This window comes from Acinetobacter sp. YH12068_T, assembly GCF_024606005.1.
GTDB classification, from domain to species: Bacteria; Pseudomonadota; Gammaproteobacteria; order Pseudomonadales; family Moraxellaceae; genus Acinetobacter; species Acinetobacter amyesii.
Genome location: NZ_CP094555.1, coordinates 519,550 through 538,023, shown reverse-complemented (window position 1 = coordinate 538,023; position 18,474 = coordinate 519,550). Strand labels below are relative to the sequence as shown.

The window sequence follows — 18,474 nt, the reverse complement described above, 5'->3', positions numbered from 1 at the left end:
TTCTACGCTTCATAACTTTTGATCGTTTATCTGATTTTCTTTTTCGAACAAAGCAATCGATTCGACATGCCCTGTATGGGTAAACATGTCCATGACACCCGCTTTTTTCAAACGGTAGCCTTGTTGTACCAGCATTCCAGCATCGCGTGCTAGTGTTGCAGGATTACATGACACATAAACGATTCTTTTTGCACCAAATTTGGGCACATAACGCATTATTTCTTCTGCACCAGAACGTGGTGGATCTATCAATAATGCATCAAATCCTTGTTTTGCCCAAGAATGATGCGAAAAATCTTTTGTTAAATCTTGTGAATAAAATTTCAGTTGCGAAAGGCCATTGTTTTCTGCATTTTCTGCACCACGCTGAACCATTTCTTCACTCCCTTCAACTGCAACGACTTGACCCGTTGAACCCACACATTGAGCAAGTGGTAAAGAAAAGTTTCCTAAGCCACAAAACAGATCTAGAACTCGCTCACCTTGTTGTAACTGAAGCAATTGACATGCCAGTTTCACCATTTGCGGATTAATCGTGGAATTCACTTGCGTGAAGTCCTGAGGATTAAAGCCAAATTCCACACCAAAGTCACTTAGACCATAGTGCAGACGCATCGGTGCATCGGGATGATCCACACGATGTAAGCTGTCTGGCCCTTCAGGTTGTAAGTACAGTTGCCACTCTTTATGTAACGCAAATTTTACTAATTGGTTGACATCTTCCGCGCAAAGTTCCGCCGTATGACGAATCAGGAGAGCAATTTCTTGATCTCCCATGGCCAGTTCCATATGCCCAATATCTGCTTTACCTTGCAAACCTTGTAACAGTTGTTTGAGTGTGGTGATTGAGCCAAACTCACGATCCAACACCATACAACGGTCAATCGAAGTCAGTTTATTTGACTGGCTTTCACGAAAGCCGACCACGAGCTTATCTTTTGCAGGTAGGTAACGCACACCGATACGCGCTTTGCGACGGTAATCTTCACGCAATGAACGTAACGGAGCTAACCATTGATCAGGTTGTATCCCAGCAAAATGTTGCAAATGTGATTGTAAAACATCTTGTTTTAAACGAATTTGCTCGTCGGGATGAATATGCTGCATGCTACACCCACCACAAACCCCATAATGTGGGCAGGCCGGTTTAACCCGTAGAGCAGACTCTTCACTCAGTAATTCCAGACTGTCTGCTTCTTCGAGACGCTTAACGACATTAGTAATACACGCACGCACCGTTTCACCTGGCAATGCATAACGAATAAATACTTTCTTACCGTGTTTTTCCGCAGGATGATCTGGATGCGTCCCAAAGTGCGCTATGCCTCGCCCCTCATGTGAAAGCGATTCAACCTGAAATGTATAAATGGGTTGTTGGGCTTTTTGGGGTTTGGCTTTGTGTTTCATGCGTACCTAATGTGTGGAAGATGGGAAATCAGATTGGGTGAATTCGGTACGTTGCGAGGTTTGCTGCCATACCGATAAAAAATCAGCGTGTTGCGGCTGAGTTTGTAAATATTGAATCGTGCTTTGAATCAGGTGCTGATGATCATTTAACAATAACTGTCCTTTCAGCAACAGCCAGCGTAAATAAATCAACCATGTATTGAGCACATCACCTTCACAGTAGCTGGTCAGTTCCATCCACTGTTGTTCGCGTACATATTCAGGCACATGGTAGCCACCATCACCACGTTTACCGGGGAAACCGAGTAAATGTGCTGCATCGTCAAGTTTTTGAAAATGACGACCATGGAACATGGCCATGACATCCATCAAATCTACATGACGATGATGATAACGATTCTGGTAGTTATTATAGCGCTTTTGCGTATCAATCTCGCCCTGATCGAACAAACTTGGTGCAGATAGTCCATGATACATGGCACGGAACAAAATCACAGGCAAATCAAACTGTGAACCGTTCCAACTGACCAAGGTCGGATGACGCTTTTCAAAAATAGAAACGAATTTTTTTAAAATTTCAGCTTCGCTATTGTCTTCACGGCTAAATGAAAACAACTTCATGCCCTTTTCATCAATCCATAGTCCAGAGATACAGACAATTTCATGCAAGGCCAAACGCTGAAAATCCGTGCCCGCCTCTTGGCGACGCAGTTTAGTCAGCGCAGCATCTAGATCCACCTCAGGCAGATCCAGTCCATACAAATGCGCACCTGACTTCAAATCTGTCAGTGTTTCGATATCAAAAATTAAAACAGGTAAACGCATAAGTACTCACCAGTGCCAATTGGCCACTGTAATTATTCAGGATCAACAACAGAGAATAGACCAGTAGACAAGTATCGGTCACCACGGTCACATACGATGCAAACAATCACGGCATCCGGATTTTCTTCAGCCAATTTAACTGAAGCCCATACCGCACCACCCGATGAGGTACCTGCACTGATACCTTCTGTACGTGCTAAACGACGAGCCGTTTTTTCCGCTTCAATTTGCGGAATATCCATAATGCGATCAACGCGTGAAGGATCAAAAATCGTAGGAAGATATTCTTGTGGCCAACGGCGAATACCAGCAATATTTGAGCCTTCAGACGGTTGTAAACCGACAATTTGAATATCTGGATTTTGTTCTTTTAAATATTTCGAAATCCCCATAATGGTCCCAGTGGTTCCCATTGAGCTGACGAAATGTGTAATTTTACCGCCTGTTTGTTTCCAAATTTCAGGCCCAGTAGTAAGGTAATGTGCTTCCACATTGTCTGGGTTACCAAACTGGTTTAGGACTAAACCTTTGCCGTCTTTTTCCATTTGAAGGGCAAGATCACGTGCTTCTTCCATGTTTTCAGATTCGATCAGTTCAGCACCGTAGGCACGCATGGCATCTTTACGCTCTTGGCTAGAACTTGCAGGCATGATCAAGGTCATTTTATAGCCGCGCATTGCTGCAACCATAGCTAAAGCAATCCCTGTATTTCCGCTCGTCGCTTCAATCAACGTATCACCCGGTTTAATCTGACCACGCATTTCTGCTTGCATAATCATGTTATATGCAGGGCGATCTTTGACCGAACCCGCTGGGTTATTGCCTTCTAACTTGGCTAATACTGTTGCTTGAGTATGACTTGCCAGACGCTGTAAACGCACTAACGGCGTGTTGCCGACGTAATGGTCTAATAAAAAATCGTCTGCTTGAAAATCAGGGGTTGTATTACTCATTATTCACACCTATATCGAGGTGCGCCTATTGTATGAAAAAATGCCTTTGCCTGCACCCATTTGCCTCGCTTTTTCGCGAAAGTGATTAAAGCACAATCAGTTTTAAATAATCCATGCTAATATTCGGGGCATAAGGAATAAACTGCTTAAACCATGTCAAATATCAACAAAAAGCTTTTTAAACGCCTACACTTAAATCATGCCTATGGTCAGTTGATTGCACTTATTTTCGTGCCGATCACCATTTTGGCTTGTGTCGGTGCGATGTTGGTAATAACAGAAACCTCCAATGCAGCCAAAGCACAACAAAAACAAATGGCTGTCGCGATTCTGACACGCTATCAACCCACGTCAGAATCTGCGATTGATTTGCTGAATCATTACCCTTGGCAGTTTGATCAAGCTCGTAATGCCATGCAAAGCATGTTGAACGAAAAACATTTGATTCGTGCCGCGATTTTAGATCTCAAAGGCAACAACCGCCTGAGCATTGGCTTTCAAGATCAAGATATTTGGCCTGCTTTAAACAGTAAAGCATCTTTTATTGGACCGATTGCACATCAGGGTAACCATATTTATGCCCTGAAAATTTCAGATTCAACCCAGACCCCAGCATGGTTAAGCATTGAACTGGACAATCAACCGCTGCAAATTGCCCGCTATCGCGTGTTAATCGTGTTGATTGCAACGGGTTTATTGACGCTCTTATTACTTTTGCTGTGTTTGAATTTTTATTCACGTCGTTGGATCGCACCAATGTACGAAATTCGCATGCAGTTACAACGTTTAAATGCCGACACTCTAGATCAGCACATGATCATTAACAGTACTGGAGAACTCCGGTTATTACAGCGTGATATAGCCAATGTGGTTAAACGCTTACATTTCAGTTTCTTAGAGCTACGTGAACATACCGAACAAACGGAAGATGACTTAAGACGCACGCTTGATACTTTAGAAGTGCAAAATATTACCTACCGTCAAGCACGTGACCAAGCAATTCAAGCCAACCAATCAAAATCGGTGTTTTTGGCCAATATTTCCCATGAACTGCGCACACCGCTGAACAGTATTGATGGCTTTATTCATCTTTTACTGCGCCAAGGCAACCTCAGTAATGAACAAAATTTATATCTACAAACGATTCGTAAATCTTCTGCGCATTTATTGGCTTTAATTAATGACGTGCTTGATTTCTCGAAAATCGATGCAGGCAAACTAGAACTCGAAACTGCGCAATTCGACTTAGAAGAAGCCGTCTTTGATGTGATGGATATGTTATCGCCATTGGCAGCACAAAAACACATCGATATGACCTTCTACTATGCGGACAATGTGCCGAAATTTGTGGTTGGTGATGTCCTACGCTTCAAGCAAATTTTGACCAACTTAATTTCAAATGCAATTAAATTCACTCCAGATGGTGAAATTATTGTCCGTGTCCGTATGGAGCATGATGACATCGGTCAATGTCTGCTGCACTTTAGTGTGCAAGACAGTGGTATCGGCCTAAGCGGTACCGACCGTAAGAAACTGTTTGAATCCTTCTCGCAAGGTGATGCATCTGTTACCCGTCAATTTGGTGGTACAGGTTTAGGTCTTGCCATCTCTAAACAATTAGTCAGCCTGATGCATGGACAAATTGGTTTTGAAGATAACCAAGAACGTGCCCCAACGGAAAAAGGTTCAACCTTCTGGTTTACTGCGCGCTTTGTGGTCGATGAAGAAATTGAAATTGTGCATCCACAATTTAGCAATCTACAAGTCGTTTCCTACTTAGCACATCCAGCAACCGCCAATGTCCTGCGTCATTACTTAGAAAATTATGATGTTGAACATATTGAAACGCAGTCGATCCTTGATTTATTTAGTCGACTCAATCAGCTAAAAACCAATGAAAATACCTGGTTGATCGTCGATCACAGTGGTGACTCCGAAGCCTTACTGAAAGAAATTCGTCATCGTTATAGCGGTAACTTAGCAGTTTATGGCTACCAAATGATGCTCGATCCAAACATGTTGAACGAGTACCGTGCACGTCCATTGCATCAACCGCTCAGCCGTACAGCGCTGATTCAGTTGTTGAGTAATGAGCCTTGGTTTGATCAGGAGCAACATGAAGAATTTAATGGTCAAGGTCTGCACATTTTAGCTGTCGACGACCATTTGCCAAACCTGATTGTGCTTGAAGCCCTGCTCTCTGAGTTGAATGTGAAAACCACCAAGGCTTTGAGTGGACAAGAAGCCATTGAAATCATTCAAGCTCGCCAAGAGCAAGGTTTGACGGCTTTTGACCTCATCTTTATGGATATTCAAATGCCAGTGATGTCAGGTGTCGATACCACGCGTGCCATTCGTTCACTTGAGTCGACTTTTGAAAATCATAAGCGCCTTCCAATTATCGCTTTGACGGCACATGCGCTCTCCGATGAAAAACAAAAGCTCCTGCAAAGTGGTATGGATGACTATGTCACCAAGCCCATTCAAATGGATCAAATTATTCAAATCTTGACCCAATGGACTACCGATAACTTTAAGAAAGTGCCGGTTTTAGAGCGCAGTTCAGTGATTGAAGCCCTAGAGCCGAGTATTTTAGATTGGCAACAAAGCTTGCAGTTGGCCGCGAATAAAGAAGACCTTGCGGTCGATTTACTGAAAATGCTCGTCGATAGCTTTGAGCAAGAAATCCATGAAATGGCTCAACTCATCGAAGATGAAGATTTTCCACAATTAGAGCATGTACTACATCGGCTTTATGGCGCAACCCGCTATGTAGGCGCTCCAACCCTCCAAGAGGTTTCAGGTCAATTTGAGCAATTTGTTTCGACTTTACGTAAGGAACGCCGTAAAGCGGATGACGCTTTTGTCCAAGAAACCCTGAACCGTTTTGATGAGTTAAAAAATGTCATGGCGCAAGTTGAACACGCAGCTCAACAAATCTTAGCCAAACAAAATAATTAAGCGCAGTCCGACTAAAGTCAGTGCCGTCCAGCTTCTGTTGTGACTGCACTGTCATGTATCCTATCAGGGTGCATGCTATGCTCGGGCGCAGAAACAACAAGAGTAATTACCATGGCTTTATTACGTGTAGAAAAAAATAATGGCATTGCAACGGTTTACTTAAATCGTCCAGAAAAACGTAATGCAATGAGCTTTGCATTGCTTAAAGAATTGGTCAGCACCGCTGAAAAATTAAAAAAAGATCGTAGCTTACGCTGTGTCATTTTAACGGGTGAAGCCAATGTATTTAGTGCTGGCATTGATTTGGCTGACCTGAATGATCCGAAAAATCGTGCCTATGCTGCGTGGGAACTGTTAAAGCCCGGTCAAAGTTTATTTCAAAAAGCCTTTCTGATTTGGCAGCAACTTCCTGTTCCCGTAATTGCAGCACTTGAAGGCTTTTGTTTTGGTGCAGGCATGCAACTTGCCTTGGCTGCCGATATCCGTATTGCCCACCCGAAAACGCAAATGTCAATTATGGAAAGTCGTTGGGGCTTAGTCCCTGATATGGGTTTAACCCGCTCGCTCAAAGGTGTGATTGGACTGGATTTAGCCAAGGAATTAACCCTTACAGCACGTATTTTTGACGCAGAATATGCCAAGGATATTGGCTTAGTGACGCATTTAAATGAACAGCCTTTGCTTCAAGCGCAGCAGTTAGCCGAAGAATTATCACAACGTTCTCCAGATGCCTTGGCAGCGGCAAAACAAGTGCTAGATGCCATGGAACATAGTCCAAAACGATCTTTACGCTTAGAAAAAATCTGGCAATTAAAATTACTGCTCGGCAAAAACAGCCAATTGGCACGTAAAAAAGACAAGAACCCAGAGGTTCAGTTTTTACCACGCCAATATAAGTAAAATAGTCACACAGGATAGATTGAGTACAGCACATGGCGTTTGATCGTAATACAAAAATTGCATTTCTAGGTATGGGGCTGATGGGTAGCCGCATGGCCACACGTCTCATTCAGGCAGGATTTGAAGTTGCGGTGTGGAACAGAACTGCCGCTGCGTGTGATGAGTTGATTGCGATTGGCGCGACGGCGCTTCAATTGGACAAGATTGCCCATTATTCTGTGGTTTTATCTTGTCTCGCAGATGATGCTGCTGTTGCCGCGGTGTATGCAAGCATCGAAACCCATTTAGCGGCAGGACAAATTATTGTCGATTTTTCGAGTCTTTCTGTGAATCAAACCCATCAATTGGCTCATGCTGCAAAATTAAAACAAGTTACTTGGATTGACTCGCCTGTTTCGGGGGGCACAGCAGGCGCTGAGCAAGGCACTTTGGTCATCTTTGCCGGTGGTGATGCTCAAACGATTCAAGATTTGAGTCTGATTTACAATGTTTTATCTCAACGTGTTACCCGCATGGGCGACTCAGGTACAGGTCAAGCCACCAAAATTTGTAATCAGCTGATCGTCGCTGCCAATAGCACATTAATCGCAGAAGCTGTAGCACTGGCCGAGAAATCAGGTGTAGACACCACGTTATTAGCACCAGCACTTGCCGGTGGTTTTGCAGATTCAAAGCCTTTTCAGATTTTAACTCCCCGTATGGCAACGCATCAGTTCGAGCCCGTGCAATGGAAAGTTCAAACTTTATCTAAAGACCTGAATAATGCAGTCCAACTGGCTGCCCAGTTTGAATTAAGCATCCCTGTTGCCAGCCTTGCTTTATCGCAACTCAAAGCCCATCAGGACAATGGTTTTGCAGAAAAAGATTTAGCCACCATCATTCAACATGTCGAACAAAACTAACGACTTTCACTTTAGAAGTAAATTGCTTCAAGGACGATATACATGACACAGCTCGCGGTTAATTTATCCATGATTTTTACCGAAGTGCCGTTGTTAGAGCGTTTTGCTTTGGCTCGTGAACACGGTTTTAAGCATGTAGAAATTCAGTTTCCGTATGAGCTGAGTATTGAGCAAATCCAAACCCAACTCACCATCAATGATTTAAGCCTGTGTTTAATCAATGTCCCTGCGGGTGATTTGATGCAAGGTGGTGATGGTCTTGCGGGAGTTCCGGGGCGTGAAAATCAATTTCATCAAGCCTTAGAACAATGCATTCGCTATGCCACTGCGTTAAATGTACCAAGTGTCAATATTTTAGCCGGCAAACAGCCACAAGATGCTGACCTGCTCCCATGTTTAAATACCTTGTCGAGCAACCTCAAACTGGCGTGCCACATGTTGTCTGAACATCATATTCAACCGGTATTTGAAATGATTAATGGCACTGATATGCCGCGCTTTTTGGTGCAAAATATTGCCCAAGCTCAGGAAATGCTTGAAGCTGTACAACACTCTACTTTGAAGATGCAATATGACTGCTACCACATGGCGATGATGGGTGAAGATATTCTCAGTACTTTGGCAGAAAATATTCAGGATATCGGTCACATACAGTTTGCTGACTGTCCGGGGCGACATGAACCTGACTCGGCGCAGATTCCATTTGCAGAGATTTTTAAATGGTTAGATCAAAGCCAATATACAGGTTACATCGCGGCTGAATACCGACCACGAAGCAACTCATCACATTCTTTTGCGTGGAAAGACAAATACTTCCCTCATTTAGCCAATGGTCAATGACGTGTTGATTTGAAATTCATCAACAAAACCGCTATATTAGAACATGTAAAATTGTCAGGAAATCATACCCTCTATGAATTTAGAACCATCGCCCAGCGCTTCTAATTCTCACGATCTCGCAAATATCAAAGATGTACAAGCTTGTTTAGCTGTTGTACGTGAAGCACTTGAAGATGTAAAAGCCAAAGATATTGTTGAACTTGATATCAAAGCAATCAGCAACGTAGCAGATGCGATTGTTATTGCGAGCGGTACTTCAACTCGTCACATTAAGTCTCTTGCAGACAACGTGGCAGAAGAAGCACGTAAAGCTGGATTCCGCCCTATCGGTGTTGAAGGCGAACGTGATGCAGAATGGATCCTGATTGATCTCGGTTTTGTAGTGGTACATGTGATGTTACCTACAGCACGTAAATTCTATGATCTTGAAAGCTTATGGCGTACAGCTCCAGAAACTGTAGCTTAAGCTTCCAGAAAAAAGCGACCTAAATAGGTCGCTTTTTTTCTCTCGATTTTATACACGGACAATCAGCTTCATGGTGTTTTACCCCCCTACACTAAAGCAGTTGGTGTAAATCCACCTCAGGATAGTTGGCTTTAATTTTCAGCTTGGTTTGTGCATAAACTTGGTCCGCACGCATCGGTCCATAAAAGTTACAATACACTTCATAAATGCTTGTTAAAACTTTGGCATAACTGGTCAAGGGCAAAAACTCGACAAAACTCGCCGTATTTATTTGTGCATTTGCCGCAATTGCCAGCCCGATTTCTTCTAATTGCTCAATCACATCTTGGGTGAAATCAGCCTGATCTTTAGACTTCACCGTCAGCATGACTGACTCAATAAAGCCTAAAAAGGCCTCGCTAATGGTCTCTGCAATGAGCTCGTCTTCTTGCTCCTGCTCCTGCTCCTGCGGTTTTTCAACCCTTAACAGTTCCTGCTTTTCTAAGGTAGATAACTCATACAAGACTTGCTTCAGCATATCTTTACGATAAAAGCGAAGCTCCTCTGTGGTACAGATATCATTTAAGAAGCGATTCAAGACAAATGATGGTTTCATGCTGTACTGCTGCTCCCAGTGCCGTAGCGCACTGTCGAGTAACGTCCCATGAATAAATTGTTGTAAGCCTTTTTCTAAAGCTTCGCGGCGTTGTGCCAAATTCAACAGTTCGGTGCTCATTGCTTTACTCCTGTTAATGACGCTTGGTCATATCATCCGTTTCAAAAGTCACATCTTTTTGAAACTCGGGATAAGACAATTCAGCATGTTCGGTATAGTCCAAACCACGTTGTTCATGTTGCTTACTCACCCGTAAACCACCCAACAATTTGTCCAAGACCTTAAATACAATGAACGCAACGCCAAAGCCCCACAAAAAGGCTGCAATCACCCCAAGCCCTTGTATCGCGATGACATCGCCATTAAACATATTATTTTCAAGGAAGATCCCTGCCGCCAATGTTCCCCATGCGCCACAGAAACCATGTACCGTCACCGCATCCACCACATCATCCAGTTTCATTTTTTCCATGAGCATTGGCAGGAAGGTCACCATAACACCTGCACATAAACCGGTGATGACTGCATAGATTGGAGACATCGTTGCACAGCCTGCCGTAATGGCAACTAGACCACCCAGTGAGGCATTGATCGTGCTGCGGATCAAAATGGCTTTAGATCGGATGAGACAGAGCAACATATATGCAACCGCTGCAGCACACGCTGCAAGGTGCGTATTTAAAGCAATACGTCCTACGCTGACATTGGCATTAATGGTCGAGCCTGCATTAAAACCAAACCATGCTAACCATAAAATAAAACCGCCTAATGCCACTAAAGGTAAGTTATGCCCCGGTAAATAATGGCTTTGCCCATTGCGTCCAAATCGACCCAAACGTGGACCCAGTACGATGATGCCCGCTAAAGCCACCCAGCCACCTATCGAATGCACCACGGTCGAACCTGCAAAGTCGATAAACCCGAGTGCTGTTAACCAACCGTCTCCGCCAAATAAACTGCCCCATGCCCAACTACCAAAGACAGGATAAATCAGACCTGACACAACGGCCGCACTCACCACATAAGCCACAAAATGAATCCGCTCCGCCATTGCACCACTGGCAATAGTGGTTGCCGTTGCAGCAAACATCATTTGGAAAAATAGGAGGTTCCAGTGCCAATCATCCAGTTGATCGGGTGCAAAATGACTTAAGCCAAACCAGCCCGTCGTATTTACCCCAAACATCAGACCAAAACCCACCAACCAAAACACCAGACCACCCAAGCAGGCATCCATGTAGTTTTTAATGAGTACGTTCACGGTATTTTTACTGCGAACTGAACCACTTTCGATCATGGCAAATCCAGCTTGCATAAAGAACACCAAGATGCCGCCCAGTACCACCCAAATACTGTCGAGCGAAATACGAATGTCTTGAATATTACTGGCAATTTGCGGGTCAACTGCCCATGCAGTCGATGTCAGGACACTCAGAAATGGTGCCATCAAGTATGTTTTTTTCATGATTATTCCCCCAAGAATAACCATGCTGTGCAAAAAGAATACCAAATTTCAGACAATTAATTATTTTTCAATGCATTGCGTCACAAAATAAGTTCGCGACAATATTTTGAATCACTGAGATTGAATTTAATGAAACAAAACAGCGCATCAATCTGCACCTTTGTTTCAAAACACGCATCAATTTGATTCAAGCACCTGATGCGCTAAATATTTATGCACTTTTAGTGTGAAACATCAATTAATCAAAAGCGAAGAAAATAAAACAAAGAAAACAAAAAACCACCCGAAGGTGGTTTAAATCTTCCTCAATCCCGCTTTATCACAGCAAGACTTTGGCAATATGGATTAATGACCGCCGCCATTAATGGCTTTTGTCATATCTTCCACAACTTTCTTCGCATCACCGAAGATCATCATCGTTTTATCGTTATAGAACAAGTCATTATCTAGACCTGCGTAGCCTGTAGCCATAGAACGTTTGATCACCATAATGGTACGTGCTTTATGTGCTTCAAGGATTGGCATGCCGTAAATTGGAGAACTTGGATCGTCTTTTGCCGCTGGGTTCACAACGTCATTCGCACCAATCACCAGTACTACATCTGTTGCTGGGAAGTCTGAGTTGATCTCGTCCATTTCAAGAATGTCTTCATATGCAACATCAGCTTCAGCTAAAAGTACGTTCATGTGACCCGGCATACGACCTGCCACTGGGTGAATCGCAAAACGAACTTTTACACCTTGCTCTTTTAAGATTTCACACAATTCTTTCACGGCATTTTGTGCACGACCTTGCGCCATACCATAACCAGGTACGATCACCACGCTGTCCGCATTTGACATCAAGAAGCCAGCATCGTCTGCAGAACCTGAACGGTGATTACGCTGTGCTTTTTCACCATTATCCGCTGCAGCTACTGCTGTACCACCCATTGCACCACCAAACAAAACGTTGATGATTGAACGGTTCATGGCTTTACACATGATGTAAGACAGAATTGCACCCGATGAACCAACCAGTGAACCTGCAACAATCAGCATGTTGTTTTCAAGCGTGAAACCAATCCCTGCTGCAGCCCAGCCTGAGAATGAGTTCAGTAGCGATACCACCACTGGCATATCACCACCGCCTACAGGTGCAATCCATACCCAACCAAATGCAAGTGCAAGAACAGTCATTGCCCAGAAAGCATTCATGTTGCCTGTGGTAAAGAAGTAGATACCACACGCCAACATCGCAAGGAAAACTAAGGCTTGAACAGGTTTTACCCATCCACCTGAAATGGTTTTTGCCCATTTCTTCGCAGCCAATTTACCGTAAGCAAATACCGACGCTGTGAATGTAATCGCACCAACGAAACAGCCTACAAACAATTCAAATAAATGAACTTTGCTCATGTGGGCATGTTCTACACCCGCTGCTGTTAATACCGCTTCATTTTCCGCGAATGCCGCAGTCAATTGGTTGTTATGTAGAATCGCAGCGATCGCAATCAGTACCGCAGCCAAACCGACCAATGAGTGCATCAGTGCCACAGTTTCAGGCATTTGCGTCATCGGAACTGTTTTTGCACGTGCAATGCCAACGACTGCACCCAACACCATTGCACCCACAATCATCCAAATCACGGGATGATCTGCGACAAAGAATGTGGTGATTACAGCAATCGCCATTGCGATCATACCGTAACGGTTACCCTGAATCGCAGTTTTTGGACCAGACAAACCACGCAACGTTAAGATAAAAAGAACGGCACCAATCAGGTAGAACCAATCCGCATATTCTTTAATGAATTCCATGGATTAACCCTCTTTTTTCTTTTGCTTAGGTTTGAACATTTCAAGCATACGTGCAGTCACCGCAAAGCCACCAAAAATGTTGATACTTGCAAGGAAAACGGCAATCGCACCTAAAATACTCACCACGTTAATGCTTTGGAACTGTACGCTTGCATCCACAATACCTGGGATACCAACGGTTTGAATCATCGCACCAACGATAATGATCGATGACAAAGCATTGGTTACAGCCATTAATGGTGTATGTAGTGCAGGTGTTACCCCCCAAACCACGTAGTAACCAACAAAGATTGCCAAGACAAAAATAGTAATCGTTTCAACCATGATGATTCTCCTTAACCACGTTTCAGCAGCACTTGGCCGCCATGAGTGACAAGTAGTGCTTTTTGAATTTCTTCTTCAGGGTTAATTGCGAAGTTCTTTTCGCTATCAAACAGGGTTTCAATGAAATTCAAAACGTTACGTGCGTATAGTGCCGACGCTTCAGTCGAAACTGTTGAAGGAATATTTGGAATACCAAGAATTTTCACGCCATTTGCAGTCACAACATTTTCGCCGCAGACAGAACCTTCAACGTTCCCGCCAGTTTCAACCGCCATATCTAAAATGATTGAGCCTGGTTTCATTTTGGCAACAGTTTCTGCTTTGATTAAACGTGGTGCGTCACGACCCGGCAATAATGCAGTCGTAATCACGATGTCAGCATTCGATACGGCTTTATCAACAATAATCGCTTGGTCGCGAATGTAGTCTTCACCCGGCATCCAGCCATAACCATTTTTCGCAGCATCAGCTGCTTTTTGTTGCTCTTCTGGTGACATTGGTACGTCTAACCATTTACCACCCAAAGATTCAACTTGGTCACGTGCTGTAGGACGTAAGTCAGTTGCTTCAACTACGGCACCTAAACGTTTCGCTGTTGCAATGGCTTGTAATCCTGCAACACCTACGCCCATGATCACAACACGTGCAGGTTTTACTGTACCTGCTGCTGTCATCAGCATTGGGAACATACGTTGATATTCAGCCGCAGCCAAAAGCACAGATTTATAACCTGAAAGGTTGGCTTGAGATGAAAGTACGTCCATGTTTTGCGCACGAGAAAGGGTTCGTGGCAAAAGTTCCAATGCAAATGCAGACACGTTTTGTGACGCAAATTGGTCAAGTTCGGTGTTGCGGTAAGGGTCAAACATCCCCACAACGGTGGTACCCGCTGTGAGTTTTTGAATTTCGTCACCTTTAGGCGCACGAACTTTCAAAATCATTTGACTACCGGTATAGGCATCATCCGTAATTTTGGCACCAACTTGTTCATAGGCACTATCGATGTAAGCAGCGTTTACCCCTGCTCCACGTTCAATAACGACGCTATGACCAGCGCTGATCAACTTCTTTACTGTTTCAGGCGTCGCAGCGACGCGATTTTCACCGACAACAGTTTCGGCTGGAATTCCGATCTGCATGAGCGTTCCTCAAGCTAATTTTTCTTAAGTAAACATCGCAATCCGCGATGTCTCCCCTCAGGATGTGTTTTTGTACAATTTTTGGATTCTAATTGAACTTTTTTAAAATACTACCCAATATTTATTTAATAAATACCCATATTTTGAACTCATGATTCATGAAAAGAATAGTGCGATATTTCATTTATTCAGTTTTATTTGTCGATTTATTACTCATTTTTATCCTATTTATAACTTTTTAATATTACTTAAGACCAAAAACATAAATAATTTCGCTAGTTTTAGTGCAGATTGTTTCACTGCGTTGATCATTGTGACATTTTCATTCAACACAGAATGACCTGAACGTGTCGTGAAAAATCGACTTAAGTCAGGTAAAGCCACTCTTTCATCCAAACTGCATCAGCTCGTTGACTCATTTGACAGTTTTGACATACTGACCTGCATTGAAAACTGACTTTTTTCTGCCACAGTCTCGTCAAATCGGTCAGCTTGAATATCCGATGGATTTTTGCGCACGTTTCGGGTTTATTGAGATCTTGCCCTCCCCACCTGATGCTTCGCCTTAAGTCTTAGAATTGCTTTTTTAGCTAAAAAAATAATTTTTTGAATATTTAGCATCATGATATCGCTACTGACTTTCTATCCCTAAAAAACACTATTGCACCATTTATGTGCAATTTTCACCTTAAATGTTTCAGCCTGATATATTTGACCTACCGAGTCATGTTGAGATTTATAAAATTTAAAAACAAATTGGTCATTTCTTCCGCTGTTTTTCATGTTTGATCTAGCAATCCCTTATGCATAAAGGAATAAGTACTATTCTTTTTTTGCATTTTTACTCACACGATGCATTTTTTATAATCAAAATGATAGTTCAAACTTATCGGATCAATGCTGTCGAATTCGTTCAGTCGTCATGAGGCACACCTTAACTTATGTCAAGAAACCTTAGTCCGCACTTCATCGGTGCAATTTTTGCGCTGATTGCTGCCTTCTTGTTTAGTACCAAAGCGATCTTTATTAAGCAAGCCTATGCACTTTCTCCTCTTGTCGATGCCACTGTCCTCATGGCTTTACGCATGATGAGTGCATTGCCGTTTTTCTTGGTCATTGCATGGCTGAGTCGACGTTCTTATCAAACGATTCAACGAAAAGATTGGGTGCTCTTGCTCATTTCAGGATTAATCGGCTATTACTTTTCGAGCTGGCTCGACTTCCGTGGCTTGATGTATATCAGTGCTTCGCTTGAACGAATTATACTTTTCCTATATCCCACATTAACCGTGCTGGCTTCCGCTGTTTTATTCAAAAAGCCACTAAGTTTTAAAACCATTCTTGCCCTGATTTTAAGTTATGGCGGGACAGTTTTAGTGATGCTACAAGAACAAAATGCCACACCACATGATCAGTACTTTTGGCTCGGATGTAGTTTGGTTTTTGCCAGTGCCGTGCTATTTGCAATTTACTTATTACTCACGCCAGGCCTCATGCAAAAGTTTGGTTCTTTACACTTTACCGGTCTAGCTCTGAGCATTGCCTGCATTGGGACGATTATTCATTTTCTATTTGCAACACCACAGCCCATTGCCTTGCTCCAACAACTCCCGAGTCAAGTCTGGCTGTATGGTTTAGCGCTCGGACTATTGGTTACCGTGCTTCCAACCATTTTAATGATGCAAAGTATCGTCCGACTTGGGGCTGCACAATCGGCTATGATTGCCTCTATCGGGCCCATTTTAACGATTTTACTGGCTGTCGCGTTGTTGAATGAACATTTAAACCTATGGCAATGGGTCGGTTGCGGTCTTAATATGCTGGGTGTCTTGATGATCAGTCTCAGTAAGAAATCCTAATCGCGAGCTTGGATACTATTCACAGAGAAACACTTTAAGACCTGTTTGATTTTCCTTATAGTGACCACAACAGCGTGGCAGCAAATTCTTTGCATACGCTTCCGCCCAAAATCTGGACAATTTATGAAAGCCTCGATCGACATTAGCCATGATAAAACCCTGTTGTGGCTTATGGCTGCTGCATGTGGTTTATGTGCGGGTGCCAATTATTATTGCCAACCTTTAGTGGCTTCCATCCAACAAAGCTTTCAAATTTCACAATCAGAAGTGGCGCTAACCGTCACTTTCGCGCAAATTTCTTATGCTTTGGGTCTGCTGTTTATTGTGCCGATTGGCGATATTGTGAATAAAGCCAAATTTATTCCACTGCTCATGCTTGGAGCGACTGTGGGTTTAGCCCTCTGTGCTTTTTCAACCAATCTATACATGCTTTGGGCAGGAACCATTATCACCGGGCTATTTTCAGTGGCTGCTCAGGTCCTCATCCCTTTGGTCACGGTGGCGATTCGACCTGAAAAAATTGGGGCAGTTGTTGGCTTTTTAATGAGTGGGTTATTGGTCGGCATTCTGTTATCAACCAGTCTCTCTGGCTTATTGTCCTATCTGTTTCATTGGAAATCGATTTACATCCTCAGTGCTCTCTTGATGTTGGTATTAGCCGTCTTACTCAAAAAACGTTTGCCCGTGGTCAGCATCACACGGATGCCCTACAGCCAAGTTTTCCAAACCATGGGCGCATTACTCAAACATGAGCCACGGTTAATTTTCCGATCTCTGATTGGGGGCTGTGTCTTTGCTGCGATGAGTATGCTGTTTTCCACCATTGCCATGTTACTGACTGAGCCACCTTTTCATTTGGCAGATGTTTGGGTCGGTGTCGTGACTTTAGTTGGTGTGTTTGGTGCCCTATCAACACAGTGGATCGGGCGTTGGGCGGATTTGGGTTTCAATAGAAAATTAACTTGGCTCGGTTGCAGCATCTTAGCCCTCAGTTGGGGACTGCTGTATATGGGTGGAAGCTCCCTCGCCTTTTATATTTTGGGCTATGGTCTAATCAACCTCGGTTTGGCAATGGTGCATAGCTGTAATCAAAATATTATTTTCCAACTCAACCCGATTGCACGATCTCGAATTAATTCAATTTACATGACTTTTTATTTTGTCGGTGGTGCATGTGGCTCAGCTTTGGGCGTATTTGCATGGCATCATGGCGGCTGGACCACCACCTGCATGACAGGGATTGCCTTAGTCATTGTTGCTGGATTTTTTGTCTTGATCGATCAACTCTATACTGCGCGTCAACTAAAATATCCACAATGAAATGTATGGATCATTACTCTAAAGCCACATTACTGTGGCTTTATGTTTTTGAAAATTAACTGACCTGCACCACAGGATAAAAGGGTTTGCCTAAATCCAAGGTTTCTGCATTTTCTAAAAGAATCACCATAAATACTGGTAAGAGTGCCGACAGTATTGTGCAGCCGTCTTGAAGCTGTTTGCGATTGACCGAACTTTTATAGGTCGCGCCGCCATGAACCATTTGATTGCGTAGCGTATACATGCGATTGAACAGCACCATTAAAATATCAACGGAATCTTTTTCTTTAAGCGCGTGCAGTACTTTCTGTTTTTCATGCGCCAAGCCCTCTTTGTATACGTCATGGCTAATTTTTTGATTTTGATAATCCCAAAAACCTTGATAAACATAGGGATTATCTAAAAACAACCGTATCGGCTGACTAAAACGCTCCCATAAAATATTATAGATTTTATGCTCTGCATCCTTTTGGCAAATCACATATAAAAACTGCCTTAAGCTTTGCTTGTCCTGCGCAATCTGTAAGTCTTGCGCATATATTGCGTTGAAGGACACCCACAAACTGATAAATTGCAAATCGAGATCATCTTGAAGATCAATCGACTTTTTCAGCCAACTTAAACCTCGATGAATGCGTAAATTAAATTGGTCGGTATGTTCCGACTTTTTACTTTTGAATATTTCTTCAAGTAGCATCATGCCTGCTAAATTCCAATG

Annotated in this window: 16 protein-coding genes; 7 read left to right on the top strand and 9 right to left on the bottom strand. The window is 43.1% G+C overall.

Annotation, left to right across the window (positions count from 1 at the left end):
- Positions 1 to 9 precede the first annotated feature (9 nt).
- The 3 genes from rlmD to cysM are packed head-to-tail and all read right to left on the bottom strand — an operon-like array spanning position 10 to position 3,185.
- Positions 10 to 1,407 (bottom strand): 23S rRNA (uracil(1939)-C(5))-methyltransferase RlmD, encoded by a 1,398-nt coding sequence (gene rlmD, locus MST18_RS02680; protein WP_180133589.1) that lies wholly within the window; start codon positions 1,405 to 1,407, stop codon positions 10 to 12.
- A gap of 6 nt (positions 1,408 to 1,413) precedes the next feature.
- Positions 1,414 to 2,232 carry a 3'-5' exonuclease gene (locus MST18_RS02675; RefSeq protein ID WP_180004601.1) on the bottom strand — a complete coding sequence of 273 codons (819 nt, stop codon included), beginning with the start codon at positions 2,230 to 2,232 and terminating at the stop codon, positions 1,414 to 1,416.
- Between the two features lie 32 nt (positions 2,233 to 2,264).
- Positions 2,265 to 3,185, bottom strand: coding sequence for a cysteine synthase CysM (cysM, locus tag MST18_RS02670; protein WP_180035968.1), 921 nt, complete (start codon positions 3,183 to 3,185; stop codon positions 2,265 to 2,267).
- Positions 3,186 to 3,338: 153 nt separating this feature from the next.
- Between cysM and MST18_RS02665 the strand changes: the two genes are divergently transcribed.
- From MST18_RS02665 to rsfS, 5 genes are all read left to right on the top strand, one after another.
- On the top strand, positions 3,339 to 6,146 hold the full coding sequence (locus MST18_RS02665; RefSeq protein WP_180085555.1) for an ATP-binding protein: 2,808 nt from the start codon (positions 3,339 to 3,341) through the stop codon (positions 6,144 to 6,146).
- A gap of 111 nt (positions 6,147 to 6,257) precedes the next feature.
- Positions 6,258 to 7,046 (top strand): crotonase/enoyl-CoA hydratase family protein, encoded by a 789-nt coding sequence (locus MST18_RS02660; protein ID WP_180085557.1) that lies wholly within the window; start codon positions 6,258 to 6,260, stop codon positions 7,044 to 7,046.
- Between the two features lie 32 nt (positions 7,047 to 7,078).
- Complete coding sequence (locus MST18_RS02655; RefSeq protein ID WP_180133590.1) at positions 7,079 to 7,948, top strand: NAD(P)-dependent oxidoreductase; 870 nt, start codon at positions 7,079 to 7,081, stop codon at positions 7,946 to 7,948.
- Between the two features lie 42 nt (positions 7,949 to 7,990).
- Positions 7,991 to 8,788, top strand: a complete 798-nt coding sequence (locus MST18_RS02650) for a hydroxypyruvate isomerase family protein (protein WP_078191282.1) — start codon at positions 7,991 to 7,993, stop codon at positions 8,786 to 8,788.
- A 73-nt stretch (positions 8,789 to 8,861) separates the two neighbouring features.
- Positions 8,862 to 9,254, top strand: a complete 393-nt coding sequence (gene rsfS, locus MST18_RS02645; RefSeq protein ID WP_086178424.1) for a ribosome silencing factor — start codon at positions 8,862 to 8,864, stop codon at positions 9,252 to 9,254.
- Between the two features lie 91 nt (positions 9,255 to 9,345).
- Here the strand turns inward: rsfS and MST18_RS02640 are convergent, their stop codons facing one another.
- The 5 genes from MST18_RS02640 to MST18_RS02620 form a co-directional block, all read right to left on the bottom strand.
- Positions 9,346 to 9,969, bottom strand: coding sequence for a hypothetical protein (locus MST18_RS02640; RefSeq protein WP_180133591.1), 624 nt, complete (start codon positions 9,967 to 9,969; stop codon positions 9,346 to 9,348).
- A 13-nt stretch (positions 9,970 to 9,982) separates the two neighbouring features.
- Positions 9,983 to 11,296 carry an ammonium transporter gene (locus MST18_RS02635; protein WP_373686676.1) on the bottom strand — a complete coding sequence of 438 codons (1,314 nt, stop codon included), beginning with the start codon at positions 11,294 to 11,296 and terminating at the stop codon, positions 9,983 to 9,985.
- 363 nt (positions 11,297 to 11,659) lie between these two features.
- Entirely contained in the window at positions 11,660 to 13,114 is a 1,455-nt protein-coding gene (locus MST18_RS02630) for an NAD(P)(+) transhydrogenase (Re/Si-specific) subunit beta (protein ID WP_180004608.1), read from the bottom strand.
- A 3-nt stretch (positions 13,115 to 13,117) separates the two neighbouring features.
- On the bottom strand, positions 13,118 to 13,438 hold the full coding sequence (locus MST18_RS02625; RefSeq protein ID WP_078191287.1) for a proton-translocating transhydrogenase family protein: 321 nt from the start codon (positions 13,436 to 13,438) through the stop codon (positions 13,118 to 13,120).
- Between the two features lie 11 nt (positions 13,439 to 13,449).
- Entirely contained in the window at positions 13,450 to 14,577 is a 1,128-nt protein-coding gene (locus tag MST18_RS02620) for a Re/Si-specific NAD(P)(+) transhydrogenase subunit alpha (RefSeq protein ID WP_111885447.1), read from the bottom strand.
- A 941-nt stretch (positions 14,578 to 15,518) separates the two neighbouring features.
- Between MST18_RS02620 and MST18_RS02615 the strand changes: the two genes are divergently transcribed.
- On the top strand, positions 15,519 to 16,436 hold the full coding sequence (locus MST18_RS02615) for a DMT family transporter (RefSeq protein WP_180133593.1): 918 nt from the start codon (positions 15,519 to 15,521) through the stop codon (positions 16,434 to 16,436).
- A 123-nt stretch (positions 16,437 to 16,559) separates the two neighbouring features.
- A complete protein-coding gene (locus tag MST18_RS02610) occupies positions 16,560 to 17,756 on the top strand; it encodes an MFS transporter (RefSeq protein WP_180133594.1) in 1,197 nt (398 codons plus the stop codon).
- A gap of 55 nt (positions 17,757 to 17,811) precedes the next feature.
- On the opposite strand, the gene MST18_RS02605 is transcribed toward MST18_RS02610, so the two are convergent.
- Positions 17,812 to 18,456, bottom strand: coding sequence for a HEPN domain-containing protein (locus MST18_RS02605; protein WP_180133595.1), 645 nt, complete (start codon positions 18,454 to 18,456; stop codon positions 17,812 to 17,814).
- Positions 18,457 to 18,474 lie beyond the last annotated feature (18 nt).